Raw genomic sequence first — 21,243 nt, forward strand, 5'->3', positions numbered from 1 at the left:
AGAGTTTCTATGAATATTGTACAAGACAAAAATATGCTTCCTGATGATCAATGGATTGACGTTTGTGCACTCGATGATTTAACCCCAAACACTGGTGCGGGTGCACTAGTGGGTGGCCAAGCGGTAGCAATTTTTCGTGTAGGACATGAAAAACGTGTTTACGTGCTGAGTAATAAAGATCCGTTTAGCCAAGCGAATGTGATGAGCCGCGGCATTATTGGTGATTTACAAGGTGAGCGTGTCATTGCATCGCCAATCTATAAACAACATTTTAGTTTGGCAACGGGCCGTTGTTTAGAAGATAAAGACCAAAAATTGGCAGTTTATCCGAGCAAAATTGTTGATGGCCGTGTTTGGGTCAATGCGGTGCCGCAAAAAACTTATATTACCAATACAGGTGTATCACAAGACAAACTTAAACTGGTGCTGATCGGGAATGGTTTGGCAGGGATGCGTTGTCTAGAAGATTTACTGGATATGGCACCAGACCGTTATGAAGTTACGGTGATTGGTGAAGAACCATGGGGGAACTATAACCGTATTATGTTGTCTCCGGTTTTATCGGGTGAAAAAACCATTGAAGACATTATGTTGCATCCACCAAAGTGGTATGACGATAAAGGCATTAAATTTATTGCCGGTGATAAAGCCGTAAAAATTGATCGTCCACGTAAAGTGGTTTACACCGAAAAAGGTCAGACAGTTGATTATGATCGTTTGATTCTGGCAACAGGCTCGGCACCATTTATTCCACCAGTTCAAGGTGTTGACTTAAAGGGTGTGTTAACTTTCCGCGATATTTATGACGTCAACACCATGATTGAGTACTGCGATTCAAAAACCAATGCAGTGGTGATTGGTGGCGGTTTACTCGGTTTAGAAGCGGCGTATGGTTTAAAACAACGCGGTATGAATGTCACAGTATTGCATTTGATGGACCGTATTATGGAACGTCAACTTGATGGTCGTGCGAGCCAGTTATTACGTCATAGCATTGAACAAAAAGGTATTCAAATCATTACCGAAGCCAATACAGAAGCGTTAATTGGTGATGAAAACGGACATGTGAAGCAAATCCGTTTGAAAGATGGCACAGTGTTAGATGCAGACCTTGTGGTGTTCGCCGTGGGCATTCGTCCAAATATTGCTTTGGCACAAAGTGCTGGTTTACGTTGCAATCGCGGTGTATTGGTGAATGACACCATGCAAACATTTGACCCAAGTATTTACGCGGTGGGTGAGTGTATTGAACACCGTGGTCAAACTTTTGGTTTAGTTGAGCCATTATGGGGCCAAGCTTTTATTTGCGCGACCCATTTAGCAGAGCACGGCAGCTTAACTTTTAAAGCACCCACTGTGCCGACTCAGTTAAAAGTCAGTGGTGTCGATGTATTCTCGGCTGGTAATTTTGAGCCGAAAGATGATTATGAAGACATTATCCTGAACGATGAAAAACGCCAGATTTATAAGCGTATTATCATTCAAAGCGATCGGGTAATCGGTGCAGTATTGTTTGGTGATACTGAAGATGGCATGTGGTATGCAGAGTTAATTGCAGACCAAACCCCTGTTTCTTCATTTAGAAATAAACTGCTATTTGGTCGAGATTTTGCATTAAAAAATGCAGGCTAAATAGGGAAAGGAGCAGTTATGAATAGTATTCCAAGCGTTGAAGTCGATAGCTCCGATCATGTTGCAAAAACAATCAAAACAACATGTCCATATTGTGGGGTGGGTTGCGGTGTTAGCGTAAACGTCCAACAAAAACCTCAAGGACCTCTGGTACAAGTTGAGGGGGATGCTGAGCATCCTTCCAACTTTGGACGCTTATGTATTAAAGGTAGCCGTCTTGCGGATACTTTGGGGTTAGAAACACGTCTACTTCAACCGATGTTTGGTCGTAAGCCACATCGGACTGTAACCACTTGGGATGCGGCAATCAATAAAATTGCCGATAAATTCCAATCTTGTATCGATCAATATGGTCGTGACAGCATTGCATTTTATGTTTCAGGTCAGCTTTTGACTGAAGACTATTATGTGGTGAATAAGTTTGTAAAAGGCTATTTGGGTACTGCAAATATCGACACCAACTCACGCCTTTGTATGTCATCTGCGGTGGCAGGTCACAAACGCAGCTTTGGTGAAGACCTTGTGCCAGCAAGTTATGAAGATTTTGAACATGCAGACATGGTGGTTTTGGTTGGTTCCAATACCGCATGGTGCCATCCTGTGCTGTATCAGCGGATTATGCAGGCTAAAAGCCACAATCCAGATATGTTTGTTGTGGTGATTGATCCACGTTTTACCAGTACTTGTGAACAAGCGGATTTACATTTACCGATTTTACCGGGCCAAGATGTCGCATTGTTCAACGGTCTATTCCAATATCTATATCAAAATGGTCATGCCGATCAGGCCTTTGTAAATACCTATACTGAAGGTTTGCAAGATGTTTTGGTAAGTAGTCAGCCAGAAAGTGATATTGAATATGTTGCCAAACGTAGTGGTATTTCTTTAGACAAATTACAGCAGTTCTTTGAGAAATTTGCGCAGACTGAAAAAGTAATCACGCTATTTTCAATGGGTGTGAATCAATCAAGTCAGGGTGTAAATAAAGCCAACAGCATTATTAACTGCCATTTACTAACAGGCAAAATTGGTAAGCTCGGCGCTGCACCATTCTCAATGACAGGCCAGCCCAATGCAATGGGTGGCCGTGAAGTAGGTGGCTTAGCCAACATGCTAGCGGCACACATGGATTTAGATAACACACTACATCAAAAAGTAGTGCAAACTTTTTGGGACAGCCCATTTATTGCAACTCAAGCTGGTTTGAAAGCAGTTGATTTATTTAATGCGGTTGAAGCTGGAAAAATTAAAGCCATCTGGATTATGGCAACTAATCCAGTGGTGAGTTTGCCAGATGCCGATCAGGTGAAACGTGCATTAGAGAAATGTGAATTGGTCGTTGTGTCAGATATCTGTACCGATACGGATACTACAGCTTACGCCGATATTTTGCTTCCAGCTTTAGGTTGGGGCGAAAAAGATGGAACCGTTACTAACTCTGAGCGTCGTATTTCACGTCAGCGCGCATTCTTACCTGCGCCGGGTGAAGCAAAAGCAGATTGGTGGTCTGTTAGTCAAGTCGCGAAAAAATTAGGCTTTAATGGTTTTGACTTTGCGAGTGCAAGTGACATCTTTAATGAGCATGCAGCGCTATCTGCACAAGACAATGCAGACATGGATATGCGAGAAGAGAGTAATAATTTTCGTTATTTCAACTTGAAAGGTTTAATGAACCTAAGTAATGCTGAGTACGATGCTCTACAACCAGTGCAATGGCCAGTATGGAATAAAACCCAAGACGCTAAAGCCGTTCAACAACTGTTTGGCAAGGGCCAGTTTAGTCATAAAAATGCCAAGGCAAAACTAATTCCGACTGTTGCAATTGATCCGGTACATGCAGTTTCAGAAGATTATCCGCTCATTTTGAACACGGGACGTATTCGTGATCAATGGCACACCATGACTCGTACTGGTTTGTCACCAAATTTGAGCAGTCACCGCGCTGAACCATTCTGTGAGATTCATCCAAGTGATGCCTTGAAATTTGGTGTACGCGACCAAGGCTTAGTAGAAGTTCGTTCGAAATGGGGCAGTTGTGTACTACGTGTGACCTTCTCATCGGGGGTACGTCGTGGGCAAATTTTTGCACCGATTCACTGGACTGAACAGGTTGCATCCGACGCCCGCATTGGTAAAGTCGTTAATCCAGAAGTTGATGCAATTTCAGGTGAACCTGAGTTCAAACATACGCCTGTAATCATTCAGCCGTTCTATACCACTTTGCAGGGCGTGCTCTATATTCGTGAAGGATACGATTCGCATATTCAAGAATCGCTACATCACTGTGCATGGTGGACCAAGGTCAAAATGGTTAAAACCAACCGTTATGAACTTGCAGACCGCCAAACTTTTCACGATACTCAAAAGAATCTGAAAAGCTTTTTACCATTTGCCGATGAAACCTTTGAATGGTTAAGCATAGAAGATATCTCTTCACAACTGAGCCATAGCGTTATTTTGAAAGATGGCATTGTAATTGCAAGTCTATATATTGCACCGCCAGATTTATTGCCAGACCGTGATTGGGTAGCGAGTCTGTTTAAACGAGAACGTTTGAGCGCCTTGCACCGAAAAGCTTTACTAGCGGGTATGCCAATGTCGGCTACTAATAATGATGGGCCTTTAGTGTGTAGTTGTTTTAAAGTAGGTAAGAATAAAATTATCGACGTGATAAAAACACAAAACATTACCCATGAAAAACAGGTTACTGCATGTTTAAAAGCAGGTGGGAACTGTGGTTCATGTTTACCTGAGATTCGTGGCTTGATTAAAGCTTGCCAGCAAGAGGTGGAAGTGTGAATAAGGGATATCCCGTAACTGATTTGGTCATTTTGGCGGGTGGACAAGCCCGCCGTATGAATGGTTTAAATAAGCTGTTGCAGCAATTTGATGGCGATACGCAACTACTCAAAATTCATCAAAAACTAAAGTCATCTGTATCTGAAATTTGGGTAAATAGTCATCGTGATTATTCGATTTATCAAAGTATTGTGCCTGATATTAAGTGTTTTCAAGATGATGCTTCCGGTTTTTTCGGCCCACTTATGGGCATGAAAAGCGCATGGTCACATGTAAAAGCAGATTATGTTTTGTGTATTCCCTGTGATGTGACGTATATACCTACGCAAGTCGTTGCGAAATTACACAGCGCACTACGCAAAAATAAACAAGCTCAGGCAGCCTATGTTTCAATTAATGGGGATGCTTTATACCCATTTTGCTTATTAAAGCGTGAAAGCCTGCTTACGATAAGAGAGCAAATTGACAAACAACGATTAAGTTTAAAAGAGTGCTTTAAGCTTTTACATGCACAAGTCGCCGTATTTCAAAAACAAAACTTATTTTTTCATAGCATTAACTCTTTGGATGAGCTTCAACAATATAAACAAATCAATGCTTTTAAAGAGATATTTACCGCGAGTTAAACATTAGATTCTATCAATTTACAAACTAAAGTGATGTTATAAACAAATTTAAAATGATGCGTTCTTGACTATCTAATATATAAGTTCTATTTTGGAACCTGTTGTTTTAATTCTAGCTAGATGTATAAAAATAAACGGAGCCAGAAAAATGATGGACGCAGCTCAGCAAAGTAAAACAGATGTGACCGCATGTATCTTATGTTCTAGAAACTGCGGTTTGAGTGTCGAAATTAAAGATAACCAGTTTGTCAAAATTAAAGGTGATTCCGAACATCCTTTTTCTCAAGGTTACATTTGTCAAAAAGCTGCCAGATTACAGCATTACCAGCAACACGCAGACCGTTTGACCACACCTTTGAAACGTCAACCTGATGGATCATTTCAAGAAGTAAGTTGGGATGTTGCCATACAAGAAATTGCTGATCGATTAGTGCAGATTAGAGATGATTTTGGTGGGACTGCTTTTGCTTCGGTTGGGGGCGGCGGTCAGGGTAACCACCTCGGCGCAGCGTATGGCCGACAGCTTTTGCTGGCCATGAAAAGTTATTATGCTTACAACTCACTTGCCCAAGAAAAAACGGGTGATTTTTGGCTCAATGGACGTTTGTTTGGTAGTCAGGCTTGCCATACCACAGAAGATGTTGAATATGCAGATTATGTACTTTTCATTGGAACAAATCCTTTTCAGGCACATGGTATCCCTAACGCCCGAGACACGCTAAAACATATTAAGAAAGATCCGAACCGAACCATGGTGGTGTTTGACCCGCGTGTTACCGAAACGGCCAAACAAGCAGATATCCATGTGCAATTAAAACCGGGGACAGATGCTTTTTTAATGTCGGCCATGATTGCGATCATTATTAAAGAAAAGCTTTATGATGCAGCATTCATTGAGCAGCACACACAAGGTTTTGAAGACGTAAAAACAGCATTTAGTCGTGTGCCGATTGAAGACTATATTGCCAAAGCAGATGTTCCAGTCGATTTGATTTACCAGGTAGTTCGAGATTTTGCCAAGGCAAAAAGAGGCTGTGTACGTATCGATTTAGGTATTCAACATACTTTAAATACTACCTTAAACGGGTATTTAGAAAAACTACTGTACTTACTGACTGGAAACTTTGGAAAGCAGGGTACCAATAATTTACATACCATGTTTATTCCAATCTTAAGTGATACAGATGAAAGAAAGCCGAAATATAGACGGAGTGTTTACCATAAAATGTTCCCCATTTCTGGGTTTTTCCCGCCTAATATTTTACCCGATGAAATCTTAAAAGCAGGGGAAAAGCGAGTTCGTGCTGTGTTTGTAGATAGTTGTAATCAACTATTAACTTATCCTGATACACCAGCTTATGAGGAAGCATTTAAAGCATTAGATTTGTTGGTTGTGGTGGATGTTGCGATGACAGAAACCGCTAGGCTTGCGGACTACATTTTGCCAGCGCATACCCAGTTTGAAAAATGGGAATTTACTGGTTTTAATTTGGAATTTCCTAAAAATGGTTTTCACCTACGTCATCCTGTATTGGCCGCTCAAACGAATACTTTGCCAGAGGCAGAAATTTATACACGATTACTTGAAGCCATGCAGGTGATTCCAAAACGCTTTCCAATTTTAGAAAAAATAGCTGCGGTCGACTCGAAAAAAACAGCCTATTTACCTTACTTGTTGGCATTGGGACTTACTTTTGCACGAAATAAAAAATACATTCCTTTTGCAGCCTCAATTCTCTATCGCACTTTAGGTAAACACTTAGAAAAATCAGCTGGTTCAGTTGCTTTTTTATTACCACTGTCGATTCAATATGCTGTTTTACACACAAAAGCGGTACGCCGTGCAGGTTACAAAGGTAACCCTTTAACTTTAGGTGTTCATTTATTTGAACAAATTTTAAAGCAGCGGTCAGGTATGGTGTTATCGCAACATGAATATGATGAAGTCTGGAAACTGGTAGCTTATAAAGATAAGAAAATACGTCTAGCTATTCCAGAGATGTTAAATGAGCTCGCAAGATTGAAAAGCCATAAAGTTAATGTTGAAGAATTTCCATTCATACTTTTATCAGGTGAGCGACGTAGCTATAACGCCAATCAAATTTACCGTGATCCAGCTTGGCGAAAAGTAGATGCTGAAGGAGCTTTACGAATTCATCCTGAAGATGCAGAAGCCTTAAGTGTGGCTGTGGGTGATCAAATCAAATGTATCTCACAACATGGAGAAATTCAGGTTACTGTAGATTTTGATGAGGGAATGCGAAAAGGAGTTGTTTCGCTTCCACATGGTTATGGCATGCGCTTTCAAGGTGGAGGACCTATTGGACCACAATTAAACATGCTCATTTCTGGTGAGCATTGTGACCCTTTATCTAAAACACCGTACCATAAATATGTACCCATCCGTTTAGAAAAGTGCTAGAAATAAAGTAGGGCATATAAAAGGTTGACGCCGCACTGATTTTATAAAGCTTTAAAGTTTGAGCTAAAACGGTACGGTCGAAATTTCAAATACAGCCCAAAAAGTTATGGATGATAAATAGAATTGGAACAAATTTTGCAATAAAGATCAAAGCACTACTAAGGCGCAATTTTAAAAGTTTAATTGCTCATAATCAGTGCTTGCAATATTTGAACTGTTCTCGATATGAGTGCAAATAATGAAACAATATCACTCTGAAACTGCGCCAATGCTTTTGCAAGATCAATATGGGCGCATCAAGCGAAAGTTACGTATTTCAGTAACTGATCGCTGTAATTTTAAGTGTGTGTATTGCATGCCTGAACATCCTGAATGGCTAAATAAACAAGATTTGCTTAGTTTTGAGGCGCTCATTCAATTTTGCAGTTTTATGGTGCAACAAGGTATTGAAAGCATCCGTATTACGGGTGGTGAACCATTAATGCGTCAAGGTATTGTTCATTTCGTTCGCGATTTACAAGCTTTAAAAGCATTAGGTCTAAAACGCATTTCAATGACCACCAATGGACATTATCTTGCAAAATACGCTCAGCAATTAAAAGATGCTGGTCTAGATGATTTAAATATTAGTCTAGATAGCCTAGATCCGATTCAATTTAAAGAGCTCACTAAGAAAAAGTTAGAACCAGTTCTTGAGGGTATTCAAGCTGCAAAAGATGCAGGGCTACCTTTTAAAATTAACTGCGTGTTAATGAAAGATAAAAATGACGATCAAATCCTACCGATGGTGAAATGGTCTATCGCCAATCATATTCCGCTACGTTTTATTGAATTTATGCCACTTGATGGTGATGCACTTTGGTCAAATAGAGATGTGGTGAGTGAAGCTGAAATTTTACAAGCGTTGCAACCACATTATTCAGTACAAGTGATTGAGCAGCAACATGAGCCAGCACGCCAATATTTACTTAACAATAGCTACGCGCTAGGCATCATTTCTACCATTACTCATTCATTTTGCCATCAATGTGACCGTATACGACTAACGGCACAAGGTGAACTCTATAACTGTCTCTTTGCCCCGCAGGGTTTAAATATTAAGCCACAGCTTCAAACGCTGGTAAGTAAACAACGTACACCGGAATACGACATGTATATCCAAAATTTAAAGAATTTGGTCCATCCTTATATTTGGCATAAAGCTAAAGGCTTTCATGCCTTACAACATCAACAAACCCGTAAAATCAGTATGCATATGCTTGGGGGATAAATGCAGCAATCTATCCAAATTAAAATCGAATCATTTGGTGCAATTGAAAAATTGCTTCCACAAAATCTTTCGTTAGTTTTCCCCACCGATATTTTAGTTAAAGATGTCTTAGATGAAATTGTTTCATTGCATCCAGAATGTACACAGGCCATGGAAAAATGTGCATGCGCTATTGGCGATAATGTCATAACCAGGCAATCTGCCTTAAATCAGCCATGTACTTTGGTTTTATTATCACCAGTTGCAGGAGGGTAAGTCATGCGAGATTTTGCACGTATTCAAGAGCAGGCTTTAAGCCTAGATATCTTTGATCCGATTCAATCTTTTCCAGAATGTGGTGGTATCGATATTTTTATGGGTACGGTTCGTAACCATCATGAAGGTAAAGCTGTTAAAGCACTAAAATATACCTCGTATAAACCGCTTTCTGAAAAAATGATACGTGAAATTGAACTGGAAATTGAGAAAAAGTATCAGGTATCTTATGTGCGAGTGGTTCATCGAATTGGATATCTGGATGTCGGTGAAACAGCCATTATTGCAATTGCGTATGCAGCCCATCGCCGTGAAGCTTTTCAGGCATGTGAGGAAGCGGTCGAACGGGTAAAGCATGAAGTACCTGTCTTTAAAGAAGAGTTTTTTACAGATGGCACAAGTCATTATGTAGAGGGCTGTTGTATTCGTAAGGATGCACCGCACGACCACAAACATCACCATCATCATGCCGGCCATGAGCACTCACACTGAAATAAGCAAGACTAGGATAAATAATGAAAAACGTAGGAATGAAGCCAGAGAGTTATCGTGTTGCTGAAGCACAAGCAATTTTATATGCACCATCGCACTGTATTGAATTATTAAGACAAGGGAATACCGAAAAAGGGGATGCATTAAAAACCGCACGTGTTGCAGGAATTTTGGCAGCAAAACGTACTGATGAGCTGATTCCTTTATGTCATCCACTGCCGATTTATCGGGCAGATATTGAATATGAACTAGAACATGATTTTGTAAAGATCATTGCCGTAGTTGAAACCATTGGTCCAACTGGCGTAGAAATGGAAGCTTTAACGGCTGCAAGTCTTGCCGGCTTAACCATTTACGACATGTTAAAACCACATTGTGAACCAGAAGAGCTCTGGATGGATCAATGTAAATTGCTTAAGAAAAAAGGTGGGAAATCACACTTTAAGCGAGTTCTTCGTCAACCCGTTTCGGCTGCGGTTATTGTGTTGTCCGACACCGTCGCAGCGGGTAGAAAGCCCGATACTGCCGGAAAATCTGTGGTTGAAACTTTAACCGAAGCAGGATTCGATCCAATTCATTACCAAATTTTGCCAGATGAAGCGGATACTTTAAAAAACTTAGTGCTTGAGTTGAGCAAATCATATGCTTGCATTATGACGGTTGGTGGAACAGGAATTGGTAAGCGTGACATTACAGTTGATACGCTAGAACCACTTCTTGAGCGTAAGCTAGATGGCTTAATGGAAGCTGCGCGTTCATTTGGACAAAAACGCACGCCATATGCTGCAATGTCGCGTGGAGTAGCTGGTTTTATTGATCGCTCTTTAGTGGTGACTTTACCGGGAAGCCGTGGTGGAGCAAGCGAATCAATGGCTGCTATTTTACCTGCCTTAGTGCATATTTTTGATGTTTGCCGTGATCTACCACATCCGGGAGGCTATGAGTAATGACTGGTTGTGGTGCAGAACATGGATTGATTAGCGTAGATGAAGCAATTGAGCTGATTAGTAACCGACCTAAAAAATTAGGTTCAATTCAGCAACCTCTTCAAAATAGCCTAAGTAGGTGTCTTGCTAAAGAAATTTATTCAGAAATTAACCTACCAAGCTTTTCTCAAAGTGCTGTGGATGGCTATGCACTTTGTAGCCATGTAGATGATTTAAATAACCAAAAGTTTCAGGTTACTGGCGAGATTCGTGCTGGAAGCGAAAGTCATGACATTCTGAGTGAAGGACAGGCAATTCGTATATTTACTGGTGGCAAAATTCCTGAAGGCACAACGCATGTTGCGAGGCAAGAAATAGTAGAGGTCGTGTCAGCACAAGAAATTTTGTTAACTGAACATATTCGCCCTAAAGCCGATATCCGTTTTACCGGAGAAGAAATCCAACAAGGGCAGTTACTTGCTCAAGTAGGACAGTTCTTAAATATTGGAAGCTTGGCTGCCTTAAGTATGGCGGGTGTACAAACGGTTGACGTTTACCGTGCGCCGAAAGTTGCTGTTTTAGTCACTGGTGATGAAGTTGCCGAAAATGCTGAAGATCTTGCAGAAGGTAAAATCTTTGATGCAAATGGTCCATTACTAAAAGCTTGGTTTGAAGATTACGGCTTAGAGGTTGAACTCATTCATGTGGCAGATGAGGCGGTGCAAGTCACGCATTACTTTAATAAGTTAAAAGATAGTCATGATGTCATTATAACCACAGGCGGAGTGTCAGTAGGTGATTATGACTTTGTTCGGCCATGCGCTTTTGAGGCTGGCTTTGAACAAATCTTTTGGAAAGTTAAACAAAAGCCGGGTAAGCCACTCTTTTTTGCTGAATATTCTCACACGGAAAAAGATCATCGTTGTTATTTGCTTGGGTTACCGGGTAATCCGGCTGCGGTCTATGTCTCTATGCAGGTTTACGGTAAAGCATTGCTTGACACTTTGCAGGGAAATCAAGCAGGGCCAGAATGGTTTAGTGCAATTTTAGATCATGATTTAAAAGAAGATGCGCGTGAACGTTTTCTAAGAATGCATGCTTATTTTGACAATGGACAACTTAAAGTTAAAAGTCTGGCAAAACAGCAATCACACATGCTCAGTAATTTAATGCAGGCCAATTGTCTGGTGCGAATTCCGGCAAGTGTGAAATTAGAAGCAGGTCATATTTTGAAGGGCGTATTTATTTCAAATTAATAACCAGTAATGATAAATATAACTCACTATATAATTGAGTGAGTTATATTTATTAAGCAATTTTAAATAATAACTTTTAATTTTTTATAATGAAAATTCTTTCATAAGCTTGATAAGAAGTTATTTTAATAATGAATCTTGCATAAATCGTGCTAAGTGGTTTAGGGTATAAACAATAGGGCCATTAGGCTAGGAAATATCGAGGAATGCATAAAGATGAAATGGGACGACATCGGTGATCAACCTTGTTCGGTTGCTCGTATGCTATCAGTGATTGGCGATCGATGGACGATGCTAATATTACGTAATGCTTTTATGGGAATACGCCGTTTTGACGATTTTCAAAAGTCATTAGGTGTCACTCGTCATGTCCTTTCGGATCGTTTAAAGCGGTTGGTTGAATATGAAATTTTAGTCAAATCTCCTTATTTTGATCGTCAGGAACGCTTTGAATATAAATTGACTGATAAAGGTTTTGAACTTTATCCAATTATTTTGTCTATGGCGAATTGGGCAGACAAATGGATGGATCAAGGCTTAGGCAAACCTTTAGAATATCGTCATAAAACATGTGGCCATAAATTTGAACCAGTCATGGTATGTTCGGTTTGCCGTGAACCTTTACATGCAAAACAAGTTCAGGTTTCAGCTGGGCCGGGTTATTTTGCATATATGCAGCAAAAACAGAAACAAGCTTAATTTCTCTTATTGCCAACTAAGACTCTTGTTGAATTGCATCAGCTAGAGTCTTATAGATATGGTCATGATTTGACTGTGTTACATTAAAGCGGATGAATTGGCCAGCATTGGAAGCTTGGCTAAACGCGTTTCCTGGTGCAAGAATAACCTGATGATTAATACAATATTTTGCAATTTCTGAAGCTTCAACTCCCTTTGGCAAATGACACCAAACAAAAATTCCCGCTTGAGGCTTAATCCATGGTTTTATACCCAAAGGTTCTAACTGAGTAATGGTATCGTGCATTGCTTTTGCTAATCGGACCTTTAATAATTCTATATGTTTACGATAAGACCCATCTGTTAAAGCACTTAATAAAACTTCAGCTGATACGCCATTGTGAGAAAAGCTTGTGGCAATTTTCAGGTCAGTGAGCTGATCAATCCATTCTGGTTTAGCGATAATATAGCCACAACGAATAGATGCGGATAACGTTTTAGAAAAACTTCCAATAAAGATTACACGAGAAAGATTATCCAAAGCAGCAAGCCGAGGAGCAGGGCTATATTCAAAATCAGAGAAAATATCATCCTCAACAACAATCAAATTTGATTGTTCAATAAGTTTTAATAATTGATGCGCCGTAGAAAGAGAAAGTACTGCGCCAGTTGGATTATGAATTCCTGAGTTGGTGATATAAAGACGTGGATTATAAGTTTCAATTGCTTCTTTAAATGCTTCTAAGTCAGGACCTGTTGGTGTGTAGGGAACACCAATAACCTTGACTTGGTGAACCTTAAGTAATGCATGAAAGTTAAAATAACAAGGATCATCAATCAAAACGACATCATCGGGCTTTAGTAAAAATCGGCCTACTAAATCAATTGCTTGAGTTCCAGAGTCTGTTAAAAGCACTTGATTAAGATTTGCATTGATACCTTTTGCTTGAGCGCGTCTTGCCAGTAAATCACGTAGAGCTGGTAATCCTAATGGCGTTGAATAACCCATCAAACAATCATCTGGGCTTCTTGCAGCCGACCTTAATGCTTTACGAATACTATCTAATGGCATCCAGTCATCAGGTAACCAACCGCAGCCGGGTTTAAAAACATCTGCTTTTGCTTCTAAAGATTGACGTGAAATCCATAATGGATCGACTGAGCGATCTAATTTAGGGCCTAATTCGCTTAAAGAAAGAGGGGCAAGCGGACCAACAATATAAAAACCAGATCCAGTTCTTGATTCGATTTTGCCTAGAGCAATTAATCTTTCATAGGCTTCTACAACTGTTGATACAGAAAATCCAAGGTTATTTGCTAACTTACGAACAGAAGGCAAGCGTGCTCCCGGCAATAAAGACCGATTTTTTATTTGTCGCTCAATCTCTGAAATGACAATTTCAATTTTGGTTTTGTTCTGGTTCACTGACTTACAATCCGAACTGTATTGGTTATTAATACATTACAGTTCTTTTAAATTGTACTGCTTTGTATCTGGTTTATTCACCTTAGCACAGCTTAAATTATTCGTATAGTAACGGAGTAAATTATGACTAGGTTTATGAATGGCTGGGTGAATGGTTTTATTGGCGTGGCTATTTTTGCGGGATCACTACCAGCAACACGTGTAGCCGTAATGGGTTTCGATCCTGGTTTTCTAACTGCGGCACGTGCGGCAATTGCAGGTATTTTAGGCCTTATTCTTATTTTGGTTTTAAAACAAAAAAAACCAGCCAAGCAAGATTGGTTGCCTCTTGCCATCGTTTCTTTAGGCGTGGTGATAGGTTTTCCTCTATTTACAGCGCTTGCTCTACAATACATGAATGCAGCTCATTCAATCGTTTTTGTTAGCCTTTTACCTCTCGCAACTGCAATATTTGCTGTGTTGAGAGGCGGTGAAAAACCGAATCAATTTTTCTGGATATTTGCAGTCTTAGGGAGTGCGGTTGTCTTCACTTATATGTTTTTGATTTCTGGTGATACCTCACTTGGGATAGGAGACTTTTATATGTTGATGGCGATCATTTTTTGTGGCTTTGGCTATGCAGAAGGCGGTGTACTTTCAAAAAAAATTGGTGGATGGCAGGTCATTTGTTGGGCGCTTATTTTGTCACTACCTTTTATGCTATTTCTGACTATTTTCTATATGCCAGCTTCATTTCAGAACATATCTACATCAGCTTTAGTAGGTCTTATTTATGTGTCTTTATTTAGTATGCTGATTGGTTTCTTCTTTTGGTACAAAGGGCTTGCGCAAGGAGGAATTGCTGCGATTAGCCAACTACAACTCTTGCAACCTTTAATGGGATTAGGTATTGCTGCGGTCTTGTTACACGAACAAGTAAGTTGGTCAATGTTGGTGGTTACAGCAGCAACAATTTTATGCGTCGCTGCTGCCAAGAAATTTACTTAATCTTATAAACAATTTGCTGGTTTAGGAATCCCTGCTAAACGACTTAAATGACGCGCCACTAAACCAGTATTAAATTGTTGCTGTAAAACTGCATTATTAATCTCTGGACTGACCGTTTTCATTAAAAATTTAATCAGCGGGCGAGTTGCTGGAGAGTGTCCAAATTGCTGATAAAACTGACGTACAGCTGCTAAAACTTCAAAATGCCAATCGGTGAGTTCAAGATCAAGCGATTTGGCAAGTTCTTGCGCAACTTCAGGATTCCAGATTGTGTAATCAACCAAATGACCATCTTGGTCTAATTCTAAATTCATGAAACCAGCCTAAATAATTATTTAAGAGAAATACAGCGATTAAACGTTAAAACTAGATCAGCAAATTGATCATAATCTAATACCTTCACCTGAGCTAAAGTATCCGTATCGATTAACTCTTTTTCGATGCTTAAACATGAAACAGATTCAAATGGTTGAATCATTTCAGCAGAAAGGTGTGCAGTTGCATCACCCATAAAAACAATTTGGTCACCTACCTGAAAAAGATTGCGTAATTCATCAATAATCTTAGGTGTAGCATGGTAAGAAGATTGCACAAGATAAAGTGTTGACGGATTCATTAAACTTACACCTTTATCTACCAATATAGAACATGATCAAAAGATTGAATAAACTCAGCATTCAACTGAACGAATTCAATTTCTTGTTCGGTTTTTTGTACAAGAGGATGCTGCTGATTTTTACATTCAATCAGAATAGGGCTCAAGTCGTAGAACTCAAAACTTTCGACCATATTTGAGGCCACTTTGAAAGCCTGACGAAACTGATCAAAGCTCAAATCATTTTGCAAAAGACTAAGAGCAGCATCTTTCAATAATACTTTGACTGGTGAGCCAAAGGTTGCTAAAACCATAGTAGCAGAAAGGCTTTCATTGATTTGAAGACTGGTTAAATTGGCTTGGCTTAAAATGACGAGTACAGATTTCACACAATATACCTTTTAAAAGCAACAATCTAAGCAAACAAAGTAACTTAAAATTGAATAAGACGAGATGCTGACTGTACTGCATCAGCAAGTTCACCTAACCCGACAAGTTCAAAGTCTTTGGCAAGGTTGTGATGAGTAAGGTGATGACGACTGGCATTTTCTGCATCTGTAATACCACGAGCGAGGGCAGCACTCACACAAACAGGAAGACGAATCGCAAGCTTTTGCCATTCATGCGTTAAATTACGCTGGTCGTCAGGAACCCATTGAAAATCATTAGCAACCTGCACGCCATCTTGGTAAAAGAATACACGGAAGTCTTCATTTTTACTTTTGAGTGCCTGAGCAAGTCCTAACGCATGCCAAGCATGAATGGAAGTAGGAGCAGAGGTAATTAGTAGTAATGTACTCATTGAGAATTCACTATGGTCATACGTCTAAATGGGCGTAGATACATTAAGAGAAAGGTAAGTATACAATGATTTTAGTGACAGGTGGTTTAGGCTTTATCGGTTCACACATTGCGTTGAGTCTAATGGCTCAAGGGCAAGAGGTGGTAATCGTCGATAATTTGGCTAATTCAACCTTGCAAACTTTGGAGCGGCTAGAATTTATTTCTGGTATGTACGTTCCATTTGTCAAACTTGATGTACGCAATACACCAGCGCTGAATAAGGTGTTTGAGCAATATTCAATTGATGCAGTTATTCATACTGCCGGATTTAAATCAATTGAAGAATCTAACCTTAAACCTCTTGAATATTATAATGATAATGTTAGCTGCATCATGAGTTTACTACGTGCTATGCAACGTACGGGTGTTCGTCACTTCATTCATCTGTCTAGCCTTGCAGCTTATGGGAAATCTGGTTTGCAATTGAGCGAAACAGAAGAATTTAATTATGCTTATCCTAATCCCTACATTAAGTCTCAACAGATGATTGAAGAAATTATCCGTGATACTTATAAAATTGACCATGAGTGGAAAATTGCGATTTTACGATTGTCTAATATCGTAGGTGCATTTGAACATGGGGTACTCGGAGAGTATGTCGCTCAGCTCCCTAAAAATATTGTTCCGCTTGCGATGCAAGTCGCAGCAATGCAACGTGATTTAATTGAATTACAAGATCAAGCTGAAACGTCAGATCATACGACTGAACGTAGTTTTTTACATGTTTTAGATTTATGTGAAGCCGTCATTGCGAGCTTACATTGGCTGCGTGAACAAACGCATTGTTGTGAAGCATTTAATATTGCACATGACCAAGTTTATTCAATTCGTCAATTACTCGATGAAATTTCACAAGTTACTAAAGCTGAAGTTCCTACACAATCAGCAATTTATAAACATGTCGAGTTAGATCAAGTTGGCGCTAATATTGAGAAAGCAAAAACCTTATTGCAATGGACACCGAAGCGCCCATTAAAACAAATGATCGAAGATGAATGGCGCTTTTATCAAAATACTTTAAATGGAAGATGAGATAATGATTCTTATTTACAATACTGGTATGCTTGAGTACGATATTCAAAATTAACTAGCCAGAGCAAACACTTGCTTCAGCCCGTGAGTTCTTTATTGAGATAACCGAGGTTTCTATGCAAACACGAATTGAACATGACACTATGGGTGAGATTGAAGTTCCAAATGAAGCATTGTGGGGGGCACAGACTCAACGCAGCTTACAGAACTTTAAAATCGGGCAGGAACGATTACCCCGTGCCATGATTCGAGCGATGGGTTTGGTAAAAAAGGCTGCTGCAATAACCAATGCTGAACTTGAACAACTACCACAAGATTTGAGTCAATATATTGTGGGTGCTGCTGAAGAGGTAATTGATGGCAAGTGGGATTCCCAATTTCCTTTAGTTGTCTGGCAAACAGGTTCTGGTACGCAAAGTAACATGAACTGCAATGAAGTGATTGCCAATATTGCAAACCAGAAATTAGGGCAAGCCTTAGGTGCCCAAAAACCAGTACATCCAAATGATCACGTTAATCGTGCTCAATCAACAAACGACTCCTTTCCAACGGCCATTCACGTGGCAGCAAGTTTGCAAATTAACGAGTTGCTCATTCCTGCTGTAGAGCAGCTTAAAGCGACTTTGCAAAAAAAGTCAGATGAGTTTCAGGATATTGTTAAAATTGGCCGTACCCATTTGCAAGATGCTACTCCATTAACCTTAGGTCAAGAATTTAGTGGTTACGTATCACAGCTTGAGCATGGATTGGTTCGACTACAACAAGCTTTGAGTGGCTTATATGAGTTGCCATTAGGTGGCACAGCGGTAGGTACAGGATTAAATGCACATCCTGACTATGCAATAAAAGCAGCAGCTCAGCTTGCACTACTTACAGGTTTACCTTTTGTAACTGCACCCAATAAATTTGAAGCTCTAGCAGGACGGGACGCCGCTGTTTTTGCATCAGGTGCATTAAAAACTTTGGCTGTAAGCTTAAACAAAATCGCGAATGATATTCGGTGGTTGGCAAGTGGACCTCGTTGCGGTTTTGGTGAAATCCGTATTCCAGAAAATGAGCCTGGTTCAAGCATTATGCCTGGGAAAGTAAACCCAACACAAAGTGAAGCAATGACCATGGTTGTTGCGCAAGTGCTTGGAAATGATACGACCATTAACGTAGCAGGTGCTTCAGGTAACTTTGAATTAAACGTCTTTATGCCAGTGATTGCTTATAACTTATTGCAATCTATTCAGTTACTTGGTGATGCATGTAATAGCTTTAATGATCACTGCGCGGTGGGAATTGAGCCTAATCGCGATAAGATTGATCACTTCTTGCATAATTCTCTGATTCTAGTTACAGCTTTAAATCCAGTAATCGGCTATGAAAATTCTGCAAAAGTTGCAAAGACTGCTTATAAAGAAAATAAAACGTTGAAGCAGGTCGCTGTTGAGCTTGGTTTGGTTACAGCGGAACAATTTGACGAAGTAGTTAAACCTGAAAAGATGGTTTCACCAAATAGTAAGTAATCTATCTAAAAATAAAGATATTTTTAGAATCTCAATCAATAGAAAGGCACTTTGGAGCTATTGCGAAAGTGCCTTTTTATTTTAATAATTCGAATACTTAACTCCTATGAAAACTTGGCTTTTGATAATCTTATAGTTCAGGATAAAAGTTCAGTCGTTCTCATAGTGTTTAAAAAATTGAGAAATATAGTGAGAGGAAGCTATGTTTAGTAATCTTTGGAACATTTTCGGCTTCTCGTATTTCTTTTGAATGTTTTGTAATTCAGCTCAATTTATTACTTTTGTGTTAAAAAGTGCTTTTAATCACAAAATTTACCTTAAAATCCATAGTTTTACTGATTATATTCTGGTTTTTCTATGGGAAATTTAACAATTTTAGGTGAAGCACTAGAAAGTGCAGAAATCTTGAAAAACATTCAATATCATATTAAAGACAACAGATTACCTATATCATTAAAAGATGATTTGAATAAGCAAGTTATTGAAGTTGAAAAATATTTTGGAGAAGATGATTTTGAAAAACTAGAAATTAAGAAAAATAAAATTAATATATGGACAGGAGTTCTTGCGGTTCCAATATTGATTTATTGTATTGCATTATTCTTAAGTCGATATGTACATAACTTTGGTATCAATATTGATGTAGATGTCATAAATCATATGTTATTCGATAACATATTTAAATATATATGGATTGTCATAATTTATGCAGTCATATTCTTTGGATTGATTGGATACTTTTATATACTTAATAACCACAGCAAAAAATTAATTGAAAAGAATGTGAATAAACTTCTTAGCTAAATATATTTAAAATCTTTAAGAATACAATATGCTGTGCACTCGGTTATCTGTTTGTACAGATAAATCATTAATAAAAGTGTACGCGCTAATATTTATATAAAAGCCCTCAAAGGAGGGCTCTTTTGGGGGGGGAGGATTTAGCTTGTATCTTAAAATTTGAAAATATCAAAGTAAGCCGTCTATGTATTCCCAACCATGAGATTTCATAGCTTCAAACTTCTTTTTTAGCTCTTCTTTTTCGTACTCATGTATATCGCGTGCTAAAAGAACATGATACGAGTTAGATTCTGGTTCTATAGTCACTTCAATAATCTCTACTGGTTCAATCACTCCACTTTCAGTTAAACCAGAGTCTATAAAACACATTCCTTTTACAGGTATAACAGTACAATCATATTCCTTAGAAATAAAATAATTATTTGCTGAAGCGGAATACGTACGTGATGCTCTAACTTTCATATGTACCTCCTTCTCAAGCATAAAAAGGGAATGTTTTAGTCTGGCGTGCTTCCACAGTTATTTCTGTTTAATTTATATAGTGATTTTATTTTTTACTTCAATATTCTAATTATAGATTTTTTATTAGCATAAAATGCTGTTAGCTATAATTTACAAGTAAGGTATTAAAAAACTTATGAATCAAAAGCCAATTTCAGTTGTTTTAATTCCTGGTTATATGCTTGATGAATCTCTCTGGAATGAACTCATAGATGAAATGCCTAAAGAGTGGAATATATCTCGAGCTACTTTAAAACAAGGGCAAACAATCAAAGAAATTGCTCAGAATATTGTTAAAAATGCGCCTGAGAGTTTTGTACTAATTGGATTCTCACTTGGAGGATACATTGCGAGATCTATAGTGGAGCAATTTCCTGAAAAAGTTAAGGCGCTTGTTTTAATAGCCTCTTCATTACGTTCAGATACAGAAGAGCAGAAAAATCAAAAGTTAACCGCAATTAAACTTAATTCTGAGAAAACTTTCCATGGGCTAAGCTCAATATCAATTGAAAAAACACTTCATCCATTAAATGTGCAGAATCGTACTCTTGTAAAAAGAATCCAGGAGATGGGGAAAGCTTTGGGTTATAAAGAGTTCGTAAAACAATCGATGTTAGATAGAAGCTCTTATGATATGAGTAAGATCGCATGTCCAACTTTAATTATTTCTGGTGCTGAGGACCAGCTCCGCTCCAAGGAAGAAGCCATAGAATTATTAGATCAATTGCCACATGCAAAGCTTGAGATAATTAAAAATACGGGCCATATGATTCCGATTGAACAGCCGAAAGCATTGGTTTTAGTGATTTTAACTTGGTTAAGTACTTATCTTTCATGAGGGCCTAACTTTCGTTTTCTTCGTCAGAATCTTGATAATCTTGAAAACTTGATTGCCAAGTTTGATTTTTTGATGAACAGTTGCATGATCAAGCTCATCCCATAACTCAAATGGGAAAAACTCCGAACTATGATCAAATATCCATAACCATTGATAGCTATTGTTAAGGGTATTCTTATCAAAACGAACATCTTGAACTTTGACAATTTTAAACTGTTTATGATGTTCATCTTGAAGAATAACTTCATGATTCTCCATTAGACATCCACGCATTAAAAACAATTTTCAATTGTACTAAAATTAATAGCGTCTGATTAACTTGTTAAGTTGGCATTAATTTACAAAAGATTTCG

General features: G+C 38.8%; 22 protein-coding genes. 15 read left to right on the forward strand and 7 right to left on the reverse strand.

Annotated features, from left to right (window positions below; translation table 11 throughout):
• The first annotated feature begins 9 nt into the window (after nt 1-9).
• The 10 genes from nirD (at nt 10) to F928_RS08875 (ending at nt 12,377) form a co-directional block, all read left to right on the forward strand.
• Nucleotides 10-1,632, forward strand: coding sequence for a nitrite reductase small subunit NirD (nirD, locus tag F928_RS08830; protein WP_005073870.1), 1,623 nt, complete (start codon nt 10-12; stop codon nt 1,630-1,632).
• Nucleotides 1,633-1,650: 18 nt separating this feature from the next.
• A complete protein-coding gene (gene nasA / locus F928_RS08835) occupies nt 1,651-4,431 on the forward strand; it encodes a nitrate reductase (RefSeq protein ID WP_005073872.1) in 2,781 nt (926 codons plus the stop codon).
• On the forward strand, nt 4,428-5,057 hold the full coding sequence (mobA, locus tag F928_RS08840) for a molybdenum cofactor guanylyltransferase (protein ID WP_002115739.1): 630 nt from the start codon (nt 4,428-4,430) through the stop codon (nt 5,055-5,057). Before nasA ends, mobA begins: the two co-directional genes overlap by 4 nt.
• Nucleotides 5,058-5,205: 148 nt before the next feature.
• Nucleotides 5,206-7,479 (forward strand): molybdopterin-dependent oxidoreductase, encoded by a 2,274-nt coding sequence (fdhA, locus tag F928_RS08845; RefSeq protein WP_005073875.1) that lies wholly within the window; start codon nt 5,206-5,208, stop codon nt 7,477-7,479.
• Between the two features lie 229 nt (nt 7,480-7,708).
• Nucleotides 7,709-8,749: a GTP 3',8-cyclase MoaA gene (gene moaA, locus F928_RS08850; RefSeq protein WP_005803484.1), complete on the forward strand. Its 1,041-nt coding sequence runs from the start codon at nt 7,709-7,711 to the stop codon at nt 8,747-8,749.
• Nucleotides 8,750-9,004 (forward strand): MoaD/ThiS family protein, encoded by a 255-nt coding sequence (locus F928_RS08855; RefSeq protein ID WP_002115720.1) that lies wholly within the window; start codon nt 8,750-8,752, stop codon nt 9,002-9,004.
• 3 nt (nt 9,005-9,007) lie between these two features.
• Nucleotides 9,008-9,496: a molybdenum cofactor biosynthesis protein MoaE gene (gene moaE, locus F928_RS08860; protein ID WP_002115677.1), complete on the forward strand. Its 489-nt coding sequence runs from the start codon at nt 9,008-9,010 to the stop codon at nt 9,494-9,496.
• 23 nt (nt 9,497-9,519) lie between these two features.
• On the forward strand, nt 9,520-10,443 hold the full coding sequence (gene moaCB, locus F928_RS08865) for a bifunctional molybdenum cofactor biosynthesis protein MoaC/MoaB (RefSeq protein ID WP_002115707.1): 924 nt from the start codon (nt 9,520-9,522) through the stop codon (nt 10,441-10,443).
• A complete protein-coding gene (gene moeA, locus F928_RS08870; RefSeq protein ID WP_005073878.1) occupies nt 10,443-11,678 on the forward strand; it encodes a molybdopterin molybdotransferase MoeA in 1,236 nt (411 codons plus the stop codon). The genes moaCB and moeA overlap by 1 nt, the downstream gene beginning before the upstream one ends.
• 216 nt (nt 11,679-11,894) lie before the next feature.
• Nucleotides 11,895-12,377 carry a winged helix-turn-helix transcriptional regulator gene (locus F928_RS08875; protein WP_002115697.1) on the forward strand — a complete coding sequence of 161 codons (483 nt, stop codon included), beginning with the start codon at nt 11,895-11,897 and terminating at the stop codon, nt 12,375-12,377.
• A gap of 16 nt (nt 12,378-12,393) precedes the next feature.
• On the opposite strand, the gene F928_RS08880 is transcribed toward F928_RS08875, so the two are convergent.
• On the reverse strand, nt 12,394-13,782 hold the full coding sequence (locus F928_RS08880; RefSeq protein WP_002115639.1) for an aminotransferase-like domain-containing protein: 1,389 nt from the start codon (nt 13,780-13,782) through the stop codon (nt 12,394-12,396).
• A gap of 123 nt (nt 13,783-13,905) precedes the next feature.
• On the opposite strand from F928_RS08880, the gene F928_RS08885 reads away from it, so the two are divergent.
• Complete coding sequence (locus F928_RS08885) at nt 13,906-14,769, forward strand: DMT family transporter (protein WP_002115647.1); 864 nt, start codon at nt 13,906-13,908, stop codon at nt 14,767-14,769.
• 2 nt (nt 14,770-14,771) lie between these two features.
• On the opposite strand, the gene tusE is transcribed toward F928_RS08885, so the two are convergent.
• Genes tusE through tusD form a run of 4 tightly spaced genes read right to left on the reverse strand, consistent with a single transcriptional unit; the run spans nt 14,772 to nt 16,166 of the window.
• The gene (tusE, locus tag F928_RS08890; protein WP_002115694.1) at nt 14,772-15,083 is read right to left on the reverse strand and encodes a TusE/DsrC/DsvC family sulfur relay protein; all 312 of its coding nucleotides are present in this window, start codon (nt 15,081-15,083) and stop codon (nt 14,772-14,774) included.
• Between the two features lie 17 nt (nt 15,084-15,100).
• Nucleotides 15,101-15,385, reverse strand: a complete 285-nt coding sequence (locus tag F928_RS08895) for a hypothetical protein (RefSeq protein ID WP_002115665.1) — start codon at nt 15,383-15,385, stop codon at nt 15,101-15,103.
• Nucleotides 15,386-15,402: 17 nt separating this feature from the next.
• A complete protein-coding gene (locus tag F928_RS08900) occupies nt 15,403-15,753 on the reverse strand; it encodes a hypothetical protein (RefSeq protein ID WP_002115699.1) in 351 nt (116 codons plus the stop codon).
• A gap of 44 nt (nt 15,754-15,797) precedes the next feature.
• Complete coding sequence (gene tusD, locus F928_RS08905; RefSeq protein WP_002115623.1) at nt 15,798-16,166, reverse strand: sulfurtransferase complex subunit TusD; 369 nt, start codon at nt 16,164-16,166, stop codon at nt 15,798-15,800.
• A gap of 65 nt (nt 16,167-16,231) precedes the next feature.
• On the opposite strand from tusD, the gene galE reads away from it, so the two are divergent.
• The 3 genes from galE to F928_RS08920 all read left to right on the forward strand — a co-directional run bounded on the left by galE (nt 16,232) and on the right by F928_RS08920 (nt 19,554).
• On the forward strand, nt 16,232-17,239 hold the full coding sequence (galE, locus tag F928_RS08910) for a UDP-glucose 4-epimerase GalE (protein ID WP_002115594.1): 1,008 nt from the start codon (nt 16,232-16,234) through the stop codon (nt 17,237-17,239).
• A gap of 116 nt (nt 17,240-17,355) precedes the next feature.
• Entirely contained in the window at nt 17,356-18,750 is a 1,395-nt protein-coding gene (fumC, locus tag F928_RS08915; RefSeq protein ID WP_005073882.1) for a class II fumarate hydratase, read from the forward strand.
• Nucleotides 18,751-19,107: 357 nt separating this feature from the next.
• Nucleotides 19,108-19,554, forward strand: a complete 447-nt coding sequence (locus F928_RS08920; RefSeq protein WP_002115636.1) for a DUF6097 family protein — start codon at nt 19,108-19,110, stop codon at nt 19,552-19,554.
• Nucleotides 19,555-19,719: 165 nt separating this feature from the next.
• On the opposite strand, the gene F928_RS08925 is transcribed toward F928_RS08920, so the two are convergent.
• The gene (locus F928_RS08925) at nt 19,720-20,013 is read right to left on the reverse strand and encodes a hypothetical protein (protein WP_002115649.1); all 294 of its coding nucleotides are present in this window, start codon (nt 20,011-20,013) and stop codon (nt 19,720-19,722) included.
• A 175-nt stretch (nt 20,014-20,188) separates the two neighbouring features.
• Between F928_RS08925 and F928_RS08930 the strand changes: the two genes are divergently transcribed.
• Nucleotides 20,189-20,890, forward strand: a complete 702-nt coding sequence (locus F928_RS08930) for an alpha/beta fold hydrolase (protein WP_005073886.1) — start codon at nt 20,189-20,191, stop codon at nt 20,888-20,890.
• Here F928_RS08930 and F928_RS08935 read toward each other — a convergent pair.
• Nucleotides 20,885-21,148 (reverse strand): hypothetical protein, encoded by a 264-nt coding sequence (locus F928_RS08935; protein ID WP_002115584.1) that lies wholly within the window; start codon nt 21,146-21,148, stop codon nt 20,885-20,887. The two genes, F928_RS08930 and F928_RS08935, sit on opposite strands and share 6 nt — an antisense overlap.
• Between the last annotated feature and the right edge of the window lie 95 nt (nt 21,149-21,243).

This window comes from Acinetobacter pittii ATCC 19004 = CIP 70.29, from assembly GCF_000369045.1.
Lineage (GTDB): Bacteria > Pseudomonadota > Gammaproteobacteria > Pseudomonadales > Moraxellaceae > Acinetobacter > Acinetobacter pittii.